We start from the raw sequence: 17,488 nt of genomic DNA on the forward strand, positions 1-17,488 counted from the left end.
CGCTGCGCGCGCGGACACTATGCGAATTTTGCTACCCAATCCCGATAGTCGGGATGCTCCCGCAACGTGCGGAAGCAGAACCCCTGCTTGAGCAGGCCCGTGACCAAAGGTTCCAGCACGGCCGGTGCCCAGGGGTCCTTGCGTGACCAGATGCCCAGATGGGCCAGCAGGATGTCTCCGCTGCGGATGTTCTTGAGCGCCTGGGCCAGCAGCTGCGCATTCGGGTAGCGGTCGCTGGGCAGCTCATCGCCCAGAAAACCCGCGCTGGCCCAGCCCACATGCATGTAGCCGCCCTGCCGCGCGGCATCCAGCAGCGCGGGCGAGGTCTTGCCACCGGGCGCACGGAACAGCGGCAGGGGCTTGCGCCCGGTGATCTGCTGCAGCCGCTGTGCGGATCGGCGGATCTCGTCGCAATAGCCTGCCGCATCGACCGTGAAGTTCTCGTTGGCGCGAGGCCCTGCCGAGGGGCGCACGCGAAAACCCGTGACCGGCCCGTTCTTCGAGGCGCGCAGATCACCGCGCCAGTACATGTGGTCGTAGGTGTGCGAGGCGAATTCATGGCCTTCGGCAGCGCGTGCGCGCCACCAGGGCGCCCAGGTCTCGCCCAGGCTGCCATCGCCTTGCTGGGTGGGCTCGTTGGCCGCGAAAAACGTCACTGGCACCGCATGGCGCTTGAGCACATCGGCCACCAGGTCGGCAATGCCCATGTGGCCCGTGTCGAAGGTCAGATACACGGTCTTGGCACAGCCTGTGCCCTGCCCTGCCGCCAGCGCGGGGCGCAGCAGGCCGAAAGCCGCCGCACCGGCCAGCGATTGCGCAAAGAGACGGCGGTCCATCAGCGTTGCGCGTGGGCCAGCGTCCACACGCCGTGCGGCGACTTGCCGACCTTGACCTGCTGGACCACCTTCTTTTCCACGGTGTCGATCACCGACAGCTTGCGCGCCCAGCGCGAGCTGACCAGCAGGTAGCGGCCGTCGGCGGAGACGTCCATGCAGTCGGGGCCGCCCGGTGCCGGGTAGTTGGCCACGACCTGGTTGGTCTGCATGTCGATCTTGCTGATGGTGTTGGCCACGCGGTTGCTCACATACAGGTGGCGGCCGTCGCCGGCCGCGCGCATGGCGTGGGCGCCAGCGGCTGTCTTGATGCGGGCCACGCTGCGCGGCTCGGGGCCGGTGATGTCGAAGACTTCCACGCCATCGCTGCCGGTCAGGCCGATGAACAGCTTGGTGCCGTCCGGGCTGCCATAGAGATCGGCCGGCATGGGGCCGGTGGGCACGCGGGCCTTGATGGTCTGGGTGGCGATGTCGATGGCCACCAGGGCATCGCTGTCCTGCATGGTGGAATAGATGGTCGTGCTCTTGGCATCGATCCAGAGATGGCTGGGCGTCTTGCCCGTGGGCACGCGCTTGACCAGCTGCGGGTTCTGGCCATCCCAGCGATAGATGTCGATGTGGTTGAGGCGGTTGGCCGCCGTGACGAACCACTTCATGTCCGGGCTGAAGCGCAGGTGATAGGGGTCGATGATGTCGCGGATCACGCGCTGCACCTCGCCCGTGCGCGGATCGACCAGGGTCAGGGTGTCGCCCAGCGCATTGGCCACGACCAGCGATTTCTCGTCCGGCGTGAGGTACAGGTGATGCGGCTCCTTGCCCGTGGGAATGCGTGCCGTCTCCTGCCAGGTGACCGGGTCCACGATGCTGATGTTGGCATCAAGCGAGTTGAGCACAAAGATGGGCGTGGGGCCCTGGGTCTGCGGTGGCGGCGTGACACGCGCGACCGGGGCCGCGGGAGCGGCCGTAGCCGATGGAACGGAAGGCGCGGCAGGAACGGCCGCCGCCTGGGCCGATGCGGCTTGCGCCTGCACGGCAGCAGACGTGGCCGAGGCCGCGCGGGCCGATTTGGATCCGGGCAGGGATGCCACGGCCAGCCAGGCCAGCGCACCGCCGCCCACAACCAAAGCCACAGCCGCGCTCAAGCGCCCGACGGAAAGACGTTTCACAAAGCACCACCTTCTGAGAATCTGCGCAGTGTAGCTGCGCCAATCAGCCCCTCGGACGCTCTGGGGCATCGGCTTTTGCTGCTGTGCAAAAAACCGACATTTGCGCGACGTTGGCCCGAGATATCGCGGCAAGCGCGCCAATCCGTGACTTGCATCAAGGCATGACAACGGCGCATGGAAATACCCGCCACAACGAAAAAGGGAGCCTACAGGCTCCCTTCGCTGGCATGCGCCCAAAGGCGCAGTGGCGATCAGATCTTCCACTTCTCCATGAGCTTTTCGGGACGCAGGGTGTCGTAGTGCTCGAAGGGCTGGTGGATCCAGGGGTTGGTCGGCAGATAGTCCACCGAGTAGTCGGGCGTGAAAGCCGACAGGCCCTTGGTCCAGATCACGGCGCTGCGCAGCTCGGTGATCGGCGGGTAGTTGGTCTTGAGCATGGCGATCACGGCGTTCAGCGTGTGGCCCGAATCGGCCAGGTCATCGACCAGCAGCACGCGGCCGGCGATCTCGCCCTTGGGCGTGGTGATGAAGCGCGCGATGTCCAGATGGCCCTGCACCGTGCCGGCTTCGGCGCGGTAGGAGCTGGTGGACATGATGGCCAGCGGCTTGTCGAAGATGCGGCTGAGCATGTCACCGGGACGCAGGCCGCCACGGGCCAGGCAGAGAATGGTGTCGAATTCCCAGCCGGACTGGTGCACTTTGATCGCGAGCTTTTCGATCAGTCCGTGGTATTCGTCGTAGCTCACATACAGGTGTTGACCGTCTTCCGTCAGCATGGAATGGCTCCTGGTTCAATCTTGGGGTTCAGCCGCCAGCAGTTCACTGGGCAGCGTAGGGGTTTTGCATCAGGATGGTGTGATCCCGGTCGGGGCTGGTCGAAACCATGGCGATGGGCACGCCCGTCACTTCCTCGATGCGCTCCAGATAGCGGCGGGCATTGGCCGGCAGCTTGTCGTAGTCGGTCACGCCCACGGTGGAATCGGTCCAGCCGGGGATGGACTCATAGATGGGCTTGCAGCGGGCGATCTCGTCGGCGCCCATGGGCAGCAGATCGATCTTCTCGCCATCGAGCTCGTAGCCCACGCACAGCAGCAGTTCCTGCAGGCCGTCGAGCACGTCGAGCTTGGTGATGCACAGGCCCGACAGGCCGTTGACCTGGGCGCTGCGCTTGAGCAGCGCGGCGTCGAACCAGCCGCAGCGGCGCGAGCGGCCGGTGGTCACGCCCTTTTCGGCGCCCACGGTGCTCATGTGCCAGCCCGGCGTGCCTTCCTTTTCCCAATCCAGTTCGGTGGGGAAAGGACCGCCGCCCACGCGGGTGCAGTAGGCCTTGGTGATGCCCAGGATGTAGTGCAGCATGCCGGGGCCCACGCCCGAGCCTGCAGCCGCATTGCCGGCGACGCAGTTGGACGAGGTGACATAGGGATAGGTGCCGTGGTCCACGTCCAGCAGCGTGCCCTGCGCGCCTTCGAACAGCAGGTTGGCGCCTTCGGCGTGCGCGGCGTTCAGCTCGCGCGAGACATCGGCCATCATGGGCTTGAGCAGCTCCGCATGGCGCATGGCCTCTTCGTACACCGCGTCGAATTGCACTTCGCCATCCTTGATGTACGGCTTGAGCGCGTCACCGAAGGTGAAGTTCTTCGAACCCAGCACGTTGACCAGGATGTGGTTGTGCAGGGCCAGCAGTTCGCGCAGCTTGGTGGCGAAGCGCTCGGGGTACTTGAGGTCCTGCACGCGCAGTGCGCGGCGGGCAATCTTGTCTTCGTAGGCGGGGCCGATGCCACGGCCGGTGGTGCCGATCTTCTCGGTGCCGCCCTGCTCGCGCGCAGCTTCGCGCGCCACGTCCAGCGCGGAGTGGAAAGGCAGGATCAGCGGGCAGGCTTCGGACACGCGCAGACGGTCACGCACCTGCACGCCGGCCTTCTCCAGGCCTTCGATTTCCTCGAACAGCTTGGCGGCAGAGAGCACCACGCCGTTGCCGATATAGCACTTCACGCCGGGGCGCATGATGCCGCTGGGGATCAGGTGCAGTGCGGTCTTCACGCCGTTGATAACCAGCGTGTGGCCAGCGTTGTGGCCACCCTGGAAGCGGACCACGCCCTGGGCGCTTTCGGTCAGCCAGTCCACCAGCTTGCCCTTGCCTTCGTCACCCCACTGGGTGCCGACCACGACCACGTTGCGACCTTTGGTAGCTTTCATATTCAAATCCGATGAAATCCGAAGAAATTGACAAATGCGTCAGATGGCTTGCACGGCCCACTGCCCGGCAACCTGCACGAGCTCGCGGTCGCAGTGGAATTCGTCCACTTCGCTTTCATGCCCTGGCAGCACGCAGACCACGGTCTCGCCCTGCCGGCGCAATGCAGCAATGGCAGCCGCAACCTGGGGATCGTCGCCCCAGGGCGCGCGGATGGCAGCCTTGAGCGGGCGCTCGGGCACGACGGCGACGAGCTGCTTGATGTCCAGGCTGAAGCCGGCGGCGGGCCGGTTGCGGCCAAAGACCGCACCCACCTCGTCATAGCGGCCGCCGCGCACCAGCGCATCGCTGGCACCCGGCACATAGATGGCGAAGCGCGTGCCGCTGTAGTAGGCATAGCCGCGCAGATCGGCCAGATCGAAGCTCACGCTCACGCCTTCGAGGCGCTGCGCCAGCCAGCGCAGCTGGTCCAGCAGAGGCTGCACGCCTGCGGTGCGGGCCAGCAGCTTCTCGGCGCGGTCCAGCACCTCGATGCCGCCGTACAGCTGCAGCAGGGCCATCAGGCCTTCGCGCGATGCGGCAGGGAAGTCACGCGTGAGGCGCTCGAGCTCGCTCGCATCCTTGGCGGCCAGCGCAGCGTGCACGCCGCGCAGCACCTGCATGTCCACCATCACGCCAGCCAGCAGGCTGCGCACGATGCGCACATCGGCCAGATCGACGTTGATGTTGGTGACGCCTGCGCTGCGCAGGCAGTCCAGCGCCAGGTGCAGTGCCTCCAGGTCGGCTTCCATGCCCTGGTGGCCGTAGATCTCGGCACCGAACTGCAGCGGCTCGCGCGTGGCGCGGGGGCGGTCAGGGCGGGCATGGACGACGGGGCCGCAGTAGCACAGGCGCGTGAGGCCCTTGCGGTTGAGCAGATGGGCGTCGATGCGGGCCACCTGCTGCGTGGTGTCTGCACGCAGACCCATGGTGCGGCCTGTCAGCTGGTCGATGAGCTTGCAGGTCTGCAGGTCCAGCGCCTCCCCTGTGCCGGTGAGCAGGGATTCGAGGTACTCCAGCATGGGCGGCATGACCAGTTCATAGCCATAGCCACGCGCTGTATCGAGCAGGCCTCGACGCAATTCTTCGATGTGCCGGGCCTCGGAAGGCAAGACATCGGCGATGTGATCCGGCAGGACCCAAGCAGACATGGAAAAGGGGGAGGCTGTTAAAAACGTGATTCTACCGGCTGTTGCGGGCCAGCCCAAATTGGGGGTGACCCAAGGCCCACGGCGGGTGTTCGGTATTCCGAATCGATTCGGTGCACGGGCGACCGCGGCGGCGCAAGAAAAAACGGCGCCCCAACAGGGGCGCCGTGCAGGGGCCGGGCGGCGTTGCCGCTCAGGCGCGCTTATTTTCCAGAGCTTCCACCACTGCGGTAGGCCTTGAAGAAATCGGTCTGCGAAGGATCGAGCACGAGCACATCGCTCTTCTTGGCAAAGCTGGCCTTGTAGGCCTCCAGGCTGCGGTAGAACTGCGCAAACTGCGGGTCCTTGCCAAAGGCCTCGGCGTAGGTCCGGGCGGCCTCGGCATCGCCCTCGCCCTTGATCTTCTGGGCATCACGGTAGGCATTGGCGATGGTGATCTCGCGCTGGCGATCGGCCTCGGCGCGGATCTTCTCGCCTTCGGCGGCGCCGGTGGAGCGCAGCTCGTTGGCCACGCGCTTGCGCTCGGCTTCCATGCGGCGGTAGACCGATTCCGTGATCGTCTCGGCATAGTCCACGCGCGTGATGCGCACATCGACCACGTCCACGCCCCAGGGCTTGGCGCCGCGCACGGTCTCCAGCACTTCGCGCTTGACGTCGTTCATCAGCGCATCGCGCTTGCTGGACAGCAGTTCGCGCACGGTGCGGCGGTTGATTTCCTCCTGGAAAGCATTGCGCACCACGCGGTTGAGCTGCATGGCGCCAGCCGACTCGTCCAGGCCCACATTGCGGATGTACTCCGACGGATCGGAGATGCGCCAGCGCACGTACCAGTCGATGACCACGCGCTGCTTTTCGGCAGTGAGCATGGGCTCGGTGTCGGTGCTGTCCAGCGTGAGCAGGCGCTTGTCGATGTAGCGCACGTTCTGGAACGGCGGCGGCATCTTGATGTTCAGGCCCGGCTCGGTGATCACTTCCTTGATCTGACCCAGGGCATAGACCACGCCGAACTGGCGCTGATCGACGACGAACAGCATGGAGCTGAGCAGCGCGAGCGCCAGAAGAATGCTGGTGATGAAAAATCCAACTCGGTTCACTTGGGCTGCTCCTCAGCGTGCTTCGCGGTCACGGCTGCGACTGCTGTCGCGGCTGCGCGCATCGTTCGAAAGGCCGGGAATGGCGGCAGGCGCAGGCGCCTGGGTGCTGGGGGCCGCCGAGCTGTCGGCTGCCGGCACATTGCCGCTCACGCCTTGCATGATCTTGTCCAGCGGCAGGTACAGCAGGTTGGAGCCCTGGCGCGATTCAACCAGCACCTTGGTCACGTTGCCGTAGATCTGCTGCATGGTTTCCAGGTACATGCGGTCGCGCGTGACCTGGGGCGCCTTCTGGTACTCGGTGAACACCGAGCTGAAGCGCTGCGCATCACCCTGGGCCTGGGCCACGATGCGGGCCTTGTAGCCGTTGGACTCTTCCAGCAGGCGCGCTGCCGAGCCGGCTGCGCGCGGCACCACGTCGTTGGCGTAGGCCTGCGCTTCGTTCTTGGCACGCTCACGCTCCTGGCCGGCACGCAGCACGTCGTCGAAGGCCGCCTGGACCTGCTCGGGCGGACGCACGCCGCCTTGCTGCAGGTTGATGCCCACGACTTCCACGCCCACCTTGTAGCGGTCCAGGATGGTCTGCATCAGGTCGCGCACGCGCGGGGCGATCTGGTCGCGCTCCTCGGCCAGCGCCGTATCCATCTTCATCTTGCCGACGACTTCGCGCACGGCAGTCTCTGCGGCCTGGACCACGGCCTCGGACGGGTTCTTGCTCTCGAACAGCCAGGCGCGCGCGTCGCTCAGGCGGTACTGAACGGCGAACTTGATCTCGACGATGTTCTCGTCCTCGGTGAGCATGGCCGACTCGCGCAGGCCCGTGCTCTTGATGATGGTGTCGCGCCCCACGTCGGCCGAGCGGATCTGCGTCACGAAGACCAGTTCATGGCGCTGGATCGGGTACGGCAGCCGCCAGTTGATGCCGGCGCCCACCGTGCTCTTGTACTTGCCGAACTGGGTGATGACGGCCTGCTGGCCTTCCTGGACGATGAAGATGCCCGTGCCCATCCAGATGATGAAGGCAATGCCGGCGATCAGGCCCACGCCCATGCCGGCGCTGCGCATGTCCGGCGGCTGGCTGCCACCGCCATTGCGGATGGGCGGCTGGCCACGACCGCCGCCCGGCTTGCCGCCGAACAGGCCCGAGAGCTTGCGGTTGAGGTCGCGCCACAGCTCATCCAGATCAGGCGGCTGGCCGCCGCCCGACGAGGGGCGGTTGTCACGGCTGTCGCGGTTGTCGCGTGCAGGCTCCGCAGGCGGGGGCGGCGGCGCGGGACGGTCGGCATCGGGGCGCGAAGCATCGTCGTTCTTGTCGTCGCCACGTCCCCATCGCGGATCATTCAGGTTGAACATCCCGCGAAGGCGCTGCGGCAGCATCGCCCAGCGATGGGCGCGTTGTGAAAGATTCATGCGAGAAGTCTCGGTTTCTTCGGTAAAGACAGGGACCCAATCGGCATTTTGCCCAATCAGGGCGCTAGCCCCTAGTATTCGGCGTCCTGCCCAGGGGGCATCGCGCCATCCACCTCCTCCTGATCCCGCTCATCACCACCGTGCGCTTCGGCGTGTTCCGCCTCCGCGCGCAGCGCATGCTCGGCCAGCAACTGCCGCAGCTGTGGCAGTCCCTCGCCGGAGCGGGCGCTGACGAACACCCGTGAAACAGGCAGCCCGTCAAGCTCGTACTGGTCCTGCAACTGCGCTGGAAGCCGCTCCGGATCGACGGCGTCCAATTTGTTGAAAACCAGTACCAGAGGCACCTCCTGGGCACCGATTTCCTTCAGAACTTTCTGGACTTGTTGGATTTGCTCTGGGAAATTCGGATTGGAGGCGTCGACCACATGCAGCAGAAGATCGGCATCGATCGCCTCCTGCAACGTGGCCTGGAATGCATCGACCAGGCCATGCGGCAGGTCGCGGATGAACCCCACGGTATCCGACAGGGACACCGATTGCTGGGCTTCATTCAGGTACAGCTGGCGCGTGGTCGTGTCCAGCGTGGCGAACAGCTGGTCGGCCGCATAGGCGCGCGCCTTGACCAGCGCATTGAACAGCGTGGACTTGCCGGCGTTGGTGTAGCCAACCAGAGAGATATTGAAGATGCCATGGCGCTCGCGCCGCCGACGCTGCGTGGCGCGCTGCTTCTTGACCTTCTGCAGCCGCTCCTTGGTGCGCTTGATCGACTCGTCGATCATGCGGCGGTCCAGCTCGATCTGCTTCTCGCCAGGGCCGCCACGGCCGCCGATGCCGCCCATCTGCCGCTCCAGGTGGGTCCAGCGCCGCACGAGGCGCGTGGCCACGTATTGCAGGCGCGCCAGCTCCACCTGCAGCTTGCCTTCATGGCTGCGCGCGCGCTGGGCGAAGATCTCCAGGATCAACAGGGTGCGGTCGTTGACCGGCATCTGCAGATGGCGTTCCAGATTGCGCTGCTGGGCCGGGCTCAGGGCCTGGTCGAACAGCACTTCCTGGGCACCGTGCATCTGGGCGAGCATGCGGATTTCGTCGGCCTTGCCACTGCCCACGAACAGCGCCGCATCGGGCACCTTGCGCTTGCAGGTCAGGCGTGCAACGGGACGCAGGCCGGCCGTGCCGGCCAGCAGGCCCAGCTCTTCCAACTCGCCATCGAAATGGGGAAAGCCGAAATCCACGCCCACCAGCAGCACTGGCGTTGGCGTGGACCGGTCAAAAGATTCAGAACTCAAGAAAAACCTCTCCCGAAGGGTGAGGAAGCTCCCCGGCAGTGCGGGGAGGCATCAGGGCGCAGCGAGCTCAAGCGCTGGCGTCGCTGCCGGCAGCTTCGGCCGTGGAGAAGTTCACGGCGCGGCCGGGAACAATGGTGGAGATGGCGTGCTTGTAAACCATCTGCGTGACGGTGTTGCGAAGCAGAACCACGTACTGGTCGAAGGATTCGATCTGGCCTTGCAGCTTGATGCCGTTGACGAGGTAGATGGACACCGGAACATGTTCGCGGCGAAGCGCGTTCAGGAACGGGTCTTGGAGGAGTTGGCCTTTGTTGCTCACGATATTCTCCGTGTTCGAAGAGTGTTGTTGTAAACCGACACCTTACCACAGTGTTTTGGGGCCCTTGTTCGCACAAGGGTTTTCCCGAAATCCCGTAGCTTGTTACTTGTCCTTGTCGGCAAAAGGATTATGAGAGGTTTTCAACTCGATCCGCAACGGCGTGCCAACCAAATTGAATTCCTTGCGGAATCGCCCTTCGAGGAAGCGCTTGTAGGCTTCCGTCACATGCTCGAGCGAATTGCCGTGTATGACGATGACCGGAGGGTTCATGCCACCCTGGTGCGCATAGCGCATCTTGGGGCGGTAGATGCCCGTCTTCTTGGGCGTCTGGAACTGTACGGCCTCCATCAGCAGGCGCGTGAGCACCGGCGTGGGCATCTTGCAGGTGGCAGCCTTGTGCGCCTGGATGATGGAGTTCCACAGCGGGCCCAGGCCCTGGCGCTTTTCCGCCGAGATGAAATGCATGGGAGCGAACTTGAGGAAGGACAGGCGCGTCTCGATCGAGCGCTCCAGCATCTGGCGCTGGTAGTCGTCCACCGCATCCCATTTGTTCACGGCCAGCACCACGGCACGGCCGCTTTCCAGCACGTAGCCGGCAATGTGCGCATCCTGGTCGGTAACTCCCTGCGTGGCATCGATGAGCAGCAGCACGACGTTGGCGCTCTCGATGGCCTGCAGCGTCTTGACCACGGAGAACTTCTCGATGGCCTCGAACACCCGGCCCTTGCGGCGCAGGCCTGCCGTGTCGATCAGCTCGAACTTCTGGCCGGCGCGCTCGAAGGGCACCGAGATGGCGTCGCGCGTGGTGCCCGGCATGTCGAAGGCGACCAGCCGCTCCTCGCCCAACCAGGTGTTGATCAGCGTGGATTTGCCGACGTTGGGGCGCCCTGCCACGGTGAGGCGGATGGGCTTTTGGGCCACATCGTCGAAGGGGTCGTCTTCCTCGGGCTCGGGCAGATTGAGCTGGCCCAGGGCCAGGTCGAGCAGGTCGCGCACGCCCTGCCCGTGTGCTGCGGAAACCGGCAGCACATCGCCCAGGCCCAGTTCGTAGAACTCGGTCAGCTGCACGCCTTCCTTCATGCCCTCGGCCTTGTTGGCCACGAGCACGCAGGGCTTGCCCAGCCGGCGCAGGTACTTGGCGATGTCGTGGTCCTGGGCGGACATGCCCAGGCGCGCATCGACAACGAAGACCACGACGTCAGCCTCGGCAACAGCCTGCTGCGTCTGGCGCGCCATCTCCTTGAAGATGCCGCTGGATGCATCTGGCTCAAAACCGCCGGTATCGATCACGATGTACTCGTGCTTACCCTGGCGGCCCTGTCCATAGTGGCGGTCACGCGTGAGGCCCGCGAAATCCGCGACGATTGCATCCCTCGACTTGGTCAGCCGATTGAACAGCGTCGATTTGCCCACATTGGGTCGCCCTACCAGGGCAATAACTGGCTTCATTCCCGAAAATACCTATCAATCCGGCCTGAAGCCGTACACAGTTCCGCTGCGGCTTACCACCACCAGCGTATTGGCAGCCGATACCGGGGGCGAGGCCACGCCGGAGTCGTCCGTCTTCAATCGTGCCAGCGCCTGTCCGTCCGTCTTGGACAGCAGGTGCACCACACCATAGTCATCACCAAACACCACCGAGCGGCCCAGCATCAACGGCGCCGTCAGGCGGCGGTGCTGCAGCTGGTCGATGGACCACACGCGCGAGCCGTCGCCGCGGCGCCAGGCCTGGACGGTGCCATTGCTCTCGGCGCCGAACACGGCATCACCATCACCGTCGATACCATCGGCACCCTTGGACGGCTGGGTCCAGCGCACCGATGCGTTTTGCGTATCCACACAGCCCACGGCAGCCTGGAAGGCACGCGCGCAGACGCTGTCACCGACACGGCTGACGCGGCCCACGAGGTCCACCAGGCGCTCCACGTCATTGGTGCCGCGCGGGCTGGCCAGCGGGGCCTCCCAGCGCACGGCGCCGGTGTCGGGATCGATACCCACCATGCGGCCCGACAGGCCGGCCACCAGCGTGTTGCCCACGGCGATCAGCACGCCGGGCTGGCGCAGCACCAGGGGCTCGCCCGGGCGCTGTGCGGTCCACAGCTTGCGGCCGTTGGCGGCATCGAAAGCGGCCAGCGAGCGGTCGGCTGCCAGCACGAAGACGCGGCCTCCCGCGACCAGCGGCGGCGTGTAGGCGGCTGCGGGCAGCGGCTGCTTCCACAGCTGCTTGCCTTGCGAGTAGACGATGACCTGGTTGCTGCGCGTGAGCACGGCCTGGCGCTCGGCGTCACCGCCCACGCCCGCGGTCAGCGGCTCGCCAACAGTGAAGCGCGACAGCTGGCTGCCGTTGCGTGCATCGAGGGCCGTGACGCTGCCATCCTTGGCAGCGATCAGCAGCGTGTCGCCCTGCACATGGATGTCGGTGGCCAGCGGCACTTCGGCGCCGAGCTTGGCGGTCCAGGCCTGGTGCACGGCCAGCAGGCCGGGGTTGGCACCCAGCTCCTGGGGCTTGGGCTTGGTGTCGCTGCTGAACCACGAGGACACGGTGGAGCAGCCACCCAGGGCACCGGCCAGCAGGCCCAGAGCCATCCAGCGCGCAACGCCGCGCGGGCGCGAAATCGCCATCAATTGATCAGCCGAGGTTTTCAAGGTTGCTTCTCCGAAGTCGACGTCTTGGCCTGTGCCAGCACGGTGGGTTCAGCACCCAGCGCATTGAGCTTGAACTCGATCAGACGGCCATAGTCCACGCCCTTATCCAGGGCGGCATGGGCGCGCTGGTAGGCATCAATGGCTTCGGCCTGTTTGCCCTGGGCCGCAAGAATGTCGCCACGGCGATCGGCCACGATGCCGGCGAAGGATTCGGGCATGCTGCCTTCCAGCGCCTTGAGGGCTTCGTCGTATTGCTTTTGCTGCTCCAGCACGGCGCTCAGGCGCAGCTTGGCCAGGGCCTTGTAGCCTTCGTCGCCCTTGTCTGCCACCCAGCTCAGGGCTGCCTTGGCGTCATCGAGCTTGCCTTCGTCCACTGCAGCCTTGGCCAGCAGCAGGCCGGCCTGGGCCGCCTGCGTGGTGCCGGCGTACTTGTCCTTGAGATCGGCGAAGGCCTGGCCGGCGCGCGCCGCGTCCTTGCCAGCCAGCGCCACGTCAACGGCATGCGCCAGAGCGGCAGCCTGCGTGGCCTGGCGCTTTTCCCAGTACTGGTAGCCATTCCAGCCGGCAAAGCCGACGAAGATGACCACGAGCACGCCGGTGATCAACGTGCCCCAGGTATTCCAGAAATGCTTGAGCTGCTCTATCTGCTCTTGTTCTTCGAGATCGAAATGGTTTGCCATGGATCGCCTGTGTCGCTTTATGTATGGAGGTCGCCGCTGGAGCGGTCGCTTGAAAAGCTGCGGATGCTGGTCAAACCGCCGATTGTAGGGTGGCAGCCCATTGGGCCGCATCAGCCAGGGCTTGCTGCACCTGCTGGCCCGCGCCGTCGCGCAGCGACTTGACGGTGACCAGGCCCTGCTGCAGCTCATCGGAGCCGAAGATCAGCGCGAAATGTGCGCCGCTGGCATCGGCCTTCTTGAACTGCGACTTCATGCTGCCCATGCCTTCGGCGCTGGCCGCGTGCATCTGCACGCGCACACCGGCCTCGCGCAGCTGCTGCAGGGTGCGCAGCGCCACGGGCATGGCCGCCACGTCGGGGACGATGGCGTAGGCATGCAGCGTGGGCGCGGGGATGTCGGTGCCGAGCTCCTTGACGAGTTCCAGCACGCGCTCCACACCCAATGCCCAGCCCACGGCAGGCGCGCTCTTGCCTCCCACCTGTTCGATCAGGTAGTCGTAGCGGCCGCCCGCGCAGATGGTGCCCTGCGAGCCCAGCATGTCGGTGATGAACTCGAACACCGTCAGGTTGTAGTAGTCCAGGCCGCGCACCAGGCGCGGGTTCACGGTCCATGGCACGCCATTGGCGTCCAGGATGGCCTTGAGCCCGTCGAAGTGGGCCAGCGAGCCCTCGCCCAGGAAGTCCAGCAGGCGCGGCGCGCCGTTGACCATTTCCTGCATGGCGGGGTTCTTGGTGTCCAGCACGCGCAGCGGGTTGCTGTACATGCGGCGCTTGGCCTCTTCGTCCATCACGTCCTGGTGCTGCTCCAGGTAGGCGATCAGGGCCTGGCGGTGTGCCTGGCGCTCCTCGGGCTGGCCCAGGCTGTTGATTTCCAGGCGCCACTGGGTCAGGCCCAGCTGCTTCCACAGGGAAACGGCCAGCATGATGAGTTCGGCATCGACATCGGGGCCGGCAAAGCCCAGGGCCTCGGCGCCGATCTGGTGGAACTGGCGGTAACGGCCGCGCTGCGGGCGCTCATGGCGGAACATGGGGCCCATGTACCACATGCGCTTGCCGCCGTCGTACAGCAGATTGTTCTCGATGGTGGCGCGCACCAGGCTGGCCGTGCCTTCGGGGCGCAGCGTCAGGCGCTCGCCGTTGAGCTTGTCCTCGAAGGAGTACATCTCCTTCTCGACAATGTCCGTCACCTCGCCGATGCCACGAACGAACAGCTGCGTATGCTCGACGATGGGCGTGCGCACGTTGCGGTAGGCAAAGCGCGCCATCAATTCACGCACCTGCGCTTCCAGCCATTCCCAGCGAGCGGACTCGGCGGGAAGAATGTCGTTCATGCCTTTGACGGCGGAAAGTTTTTCGGGTTTGGCCACGTTGTTCTCGTTCGATGAATGCTCGGAAACAGGCGCTGACCCCGCTTTTTTTCGCCCCATGCTCTCAACGCCTGTTTCGCGTGAAAGCCAATGAGGCAAAGCGTGGTGCGCTATCTATTTTGCAATAACTGCAATGCTCGATGCAGCCGATCAGGCGGGTGCAGCGGCGGTGGCGCCATAGGTGCGCGCCACATAATTTTCGACCAGTGCCTGGAATTCCTCGGCAATCCGCTCGCCGCGCAGCGTGAGCGCCTTTTCGCCGTCGATGTAGACGGGGGCGGCGGGCGCCTCGCCCGTGCCGGGAAGGCTGATGCCGATGTTGGCGTGCTTGCTCTCGCCGGGACCGTTGACGATGCAGCCCATCACGGCCACCTTCATCGCCTCGACACCGGGATACTTCATGCGCCACAGCGGCATCTGGCCACGCAGATAGTCATCGATCTGCTTGGCCAGTTCCTGGAAGGTGGTGCTGGTAGTGCGGCCGCAGCCCGGGCAGGCCGTGACGCTGGGCACGAAGATGCGCAGGCCCAGGGCCTGCAGGATTTCGGAGGCGACCACCACTTCCTGCGTGCGCGCCTCGCCGGGCTGGGGCGTGAGCGAGACGCGGATGGTGTCGCCAATGCCTTCCTGCAGCAGCACGGACAGCGCGGCGGCCGAGGCCACCGTGCCCTTGGTGCCCATGCCGGCTTCGGTCAGGCCCAGGTGCAGCGCATAGTCGCAGCGCTGCGCAAGGGCCCGGTAGACCGAGATCAGGTCCTGCACGCCGCTGACCTTGCACGACAGGATGATGTTGTCGCCGTTCAGCCCCATGGACTCGGCCAGGCGCGCGGAATCGACGGCCGAGGAAATCAGCGCCTCGAACATGACCTGGCGCGTGTCCCAGGGCTGGGCGCGGCGCGAGTTCTCGTCCATCAGCCGGGCCATCAGTTCCTGGTCCAGCGAGCCCCAGTTGACACCGATGCGCACGGCCTTGTCGTAGCGGGCCGCCGCCTCGATCATCTGGCCGAACTGCTTGTCCTTCTTGTCGCCCTTGCCCACGTTGCCGGGGTTGATGCGGTACTTGGACAGCGCCTCGGCACAGGCCGGGTATTCGGTGAGCAGGCGGTGGCCGTTGTAGTGGAAGTCACCCACCAGCGGCACGTACTCGCCCATGCGGTCCAGCTGCTCGCGGATATAGGGCACGGCGGCGGCCGCCTCGGGCGTGTTGACGGTGATGCGCACCATCTCCGAGCCGGCCTGGGCCAGCTGGCGCACCTGTATGGCCGTCTCGACCGCGTCCACCGTATCGGTGTTGGTCATGGACTGCACGCGCACAGGCGCATCGCCGCCCACGGTGACGACGTTGTTGCGCCAGACCACACGGGCCTGGCGGGACTTGCGCGGCAGCGGCGAGGCAATCGCTATCGGCTGCTGCGTGATGGGGAGATCTTGCACGGTCACTTCACCTCAAAGCGGGCCACATTGTCGCGGGTGGTCTTGGCGACTTCCAGCAATTCGCCACGCACACGCACCTCGGTGCCGCTGGCATTGCCGATGATGACCGACAGCGGCAGTGCGCCCTCGGCGCCAATGGATTCACCGGCCGCCAGCGTCTTTTGCAGCACCACGCGGCCGCTGGAATCCTTGACCTGCACCCACGATTGTGCGTTGGCCTTCATGACCAGCACGCCACCAGGAGTTTGCGCCGCAGTGGCTGCCGATGTCGCTGCGGCGCCCTCGGCAGGCGCATCGGCGGCAGGGGCAGCAGGCGTTGTGGTGGACGCAGGAGCCGGAACGGCTGCCGCTGCAGGCGCTGAAGTTGCCGGTGCAGATGCAGATGCAGATGCAGGGGCAGATGCAGCCGGCACATCGGCCGGCGTCGTCGCCGCAGGCGCAACGGGCTCCTGGGCGGCCACGGGCTCGGACACAGTCCCTGCAGGCTGCACCAGGGCAGCGGCATCGGAAGCGCCGGCCTGCGGCTCTTCGGCGTCGCCTTCATGCTTGGGCAGGAAGTAGACGGCAGCGGCAGCAGCCAGCAGCAGCAGCACGATGATGGCCACCTTGCGCGAGCCGTTTTCACGCCCCAGCGATGTCCCGGTGGCCTTGAAGGAGCGCTCCTTGAACGTGGCGTTGATGCTGCCGCGATCATCGGCCAGGCTCTTGAGCTGGGTGCGCGGCAGCAGGGCCAGCACCGATGCCGAGTCCATGCGCAGCGTGCGGCAGACGCTTTGCGCCAGGGCCCGCATGAAGACATGGTCCTGGAATGCGGCGTAGTCATCCGCCTCCAGCGCCTCCAGCTTGGGGGCTGGCACCTTGAGTGCCGCCGCCAGCCCGGCCAGAGACAGACCCGCCGCCTCGCGCGCCTGGCGCAGCAGCGTGCCCGCCGTCATGGAAGTTTGTGCGTTCTCGCCTTGCGTACCTGCTTCGTCATGCACCGCCAACACCTCACTCATTGAATGCTCCACGCTCGTAGGCCAGCCATTGGCGGGACTCGGGGAAGCGCTGGTGCAGCTGGTCAGCCAGCTGCCGCATCGCTGCAGATTGCTGCAGCGCCCTCTCTATCTTGATCCCCAGCCACAGGCTTTCCGCATTGGACTGGGGACTGCTGTTCAGGCGCCGGATGTAGAACTGCGCCCTCTTGGCGTCGCCGCCCTGCAGCATCACGTTGCTCAGGTGGTAGGCGATCACCGGGTTGGCGGGATCGAGTTCATAGCCCTTGAGCAGCGCCTGCTGGGCCTCGACCAGCAGGCCGGCCTGCTGCAGGCACAGGCCCTTGGCCATCCAGGTCTTGGGGCGCTCCAGGTAGCCGGGCTGGGCCAGGGCCTTGTCCAGCCATTCCTGGGCTTGCGCGTATTGCTTGCGCTGGCACAGCAGCCAGCCGTAGTTGTGCTGCAGGTCGCCGTCCTGGGGACGCAGCGACATCGCCTTGCGCAGGCTGGCGTCGGCCTGGTCCCAGTCCTGGTTGCGCATGTAGATCAGGGCCAGCAGGCCGTAGCCGTCGGCGGAACTGGGGTCAGCGGCCAGCGCCTGGTTCACCTCTTCCAGGGCCACATCGATGCGGCCAGCCTGGAAATAGGAAGCCGCCAGCTCCAGGCGGATGCTTGCGCGGCGGCGGGGATCGGCCTCGGCGGCAGAAGCCATCGAGGCATTGGAGACGGAGGAAGCGTTGCCGGAGCCAGAATTCGTCGGGGGCACCAAAGGCTGCTTGCCTGCGCAGCCCGCCAAGAAAAGAACCAGCGCGGGCACTGCCCAGCGCATGCCTGTACCGAAATCCCCCGTTCGCAGCCGCCGAGCCACTGACTTCATGAACTGTCCTTTGTTCCGTCGGGGC

General features: G+C 65.7%; 16 protein-coding genes. All 16 read right to left on the bottom strand.

Translation table 11 applies throughout. The features are described 5' to 3' along the window. Positions 1–17: 17 nt before the first annotated feature. On the bottom strand, positions 18–836 hold the full coding sequence (locus IAE24_RS00275) for a polysaccharide deacetylase family protein (RefSeq protein WP_013801176.1): 819 nt from the start codon (positions 834–836) through the stop codon (positions 18–20). Continuing rightward, a complete protein-coding gene (locus IAE24_RS00280; RefSeq protein ID WP_012206806.1) occupies positions 836–2,068 on the bottom strand; it encodes a YncE family protein in 1,233 nt (410 codons plus the stop codon). Before IAE24_RS00280 ends, IAE24_RS00275 begins: the two co-directional genes overlap by 1 nt. Before the next feature lie 182 nt (positions 2,069–2,250). Next, entirely contained in the window at positions 2,251–2,775 is a 525-nt protein-coding gene (locus IAE24_RS00285; RefSeq protein ID WP_012206807.1) for a phosphoribosyltransferase, read from the bottom strand. A 43-nt stretch (positions 2,776–2,818) separates the two neighbouring features. Beyond that, the gene (locus IAE24_RS00290) at positions 2,819–4,195 is read right to left on the bottom strand and encodes an adenylosuccinate synthase (protein ID WP_012206808.1); all 1,377 of its coding nucleotides are present in this window, start codon (positions 4,193–4,195) and stop codon (positions 2,819–2,821) included. A gap of 39 nt (positions 4,196–4,234) precedes the next feature. After that, entirely contained in the window at positions 4,235–5,383 is a 1,149-nt protein-coding gene (locus IAE24_RS00295) for an ATP phosphoribosyltransferase regulatory subunit (RefSeq protein WP_012206809.1), read from the bottom strand. Between the two features lie 200 nt (positions 5,384–5,583). Then, a complete protein-coding gene (hflC, locus tag IAE24_RS00300; RefSeq protein ID WP_012206810.1) occupies positions 5,584–6,474 on the bottom strand; it encodes a protease modulator HflC in 891 nt (296 codons plus the stop codon). Positions 6,475–6,486: 12 nt separating this feature from the next. After that, positions 6,487–7,881 (bottom strand): FtsH protease activity modulator HflK, encoded by a 1,395-nt coding sequence (hflK, locus tag IAE24_RS00305; RefSeq protein ID WP_012206811.1) that lies wholly within the window; start codon positions 7,879–7,881, stop codon positions 6,487–6,489. Positions 7,882–7,952: 71 nt separating this feature from the next. Further along, a complete protein-coding gene (gene hflX, locus IAE24_RS00310) occupies positions 7,953–9,167 on the bottom strand; it encodes a GTPase HflX (RefSeq protein ID WP_012206812.1) in 1,215 nt (404 codons plus the stop codon). 67 nt (positions 9,168–9,234) lie between these two features. Then, on the bottom strand, positions 9,235–9,486 hold the full coding sequence (gene hfq, locus IAE24_RS00315) for an RNA chaperone Hfq (protein WP_012206813.1): 252 nt from the start codon (positions 9,484–9,486) through the stop codon (positions 9,235–9,237). Between the two features lie 102 nt (positions 9,487–9,588). Continuing rightward, positions 9,589–10,935: a ribosome biogenesis GTPase Der gene (gene der, locus IAE24_RS00320; protein WP_012206814.1), complete on the bottom strand. Its 1,347-nt coding sequence runs from the start codon at positions 10,933–10,935 to the stop codon at positions 9,589–9,591. Between the two features lie 15 nt (positions 10,936–10,950). After that, positions 10,951–12,108 (bottom strand): outer membrane protein assembly factor BamB, encoded by a 1,158-nt coding sequence (gene bamB, locus IAE24_RS00325; RefSeq protein WP_043819101.1) that lies wholly within the window; start codon positions 12,106–12,108, stop codon positions 10,951–10,953. 20 nt (positions 12,109–12,128) lie between these two features. After that, positions 12,129–12,812, bottom strand: coding sequence for a YfgM family protein (locus IAE24_RS00330; RefSeq protein WP_012206816.1), 684 nt, complete (start codon positions 12,810–12,812; stop codon positions 12,129–12,131). A 70-nt stretch (positions 12,813–12,882) separates the two neighbouring features. Beyond that, complete coding sequence (hisS, locus tag IAE24_RS00335) at positions 12,883–14,142, bottom strand: histidine--tRNA ligase (RefSeq protein WP_212739077.1); 1,260 nt, start codon at positions 14,140–14,142, stop codon at positions 12,883–12,885. A gap of 186 nt (positions 14,143–14,328) precedes the next feature. Then, positions 14,329–15,612, bottom strand: a complete 1,284-nt coding sequence (gene ispG / locus IAE24_RS00340) for a flavodoxin-dependent (E)-4-hydroxy-3-methylbut-2-enyl-diphosphate synthase (RefSeq protein WP_012206818.1) — start codon at positions 15,610–15,612, stop codon at positions 14,329–14,331. Positions 15,613–15,614: 2 nt separating this feature from the next. Beyond that, positions 15,615–16,610, bottom strand: coding sequence for a RodZ domain-containing protein (locus tag IAE24_RS00345; RefSeq protein ID WP_199960068.1), 996 nt, complete (start codon positions 16,608–16,610; stop codon positions 15,615–15,617). Continuing rightward, complete coding sequence (gene pilW, locus IAE24_RS00350) at positions 16,603–17,463, bottom strand: type IV pilus biogenesis/stability protein PilW (RefSeq protein ID WP_232245236.1); 861 nt, start codon at positions 17,461–17,463, stop codon at positions 16,603–16,605. The genes IAE24_RS00345 and pilW overlap by 8 nt, the downstream gene beginning before the upstream one ends. Positions 17,464–17,488 lie beyond the last annotated feature (25 nt).

Source organism: Delftia sp. S65 (genome assembly GCF_016516495.1).
Taxonomy (GTDB): Bacteria; Pseudomonadota; Gammaproteobacteria; order Burkholderiales; family Burkholderiaceae_C; genus Comamonas; species Comamonas acidovorans.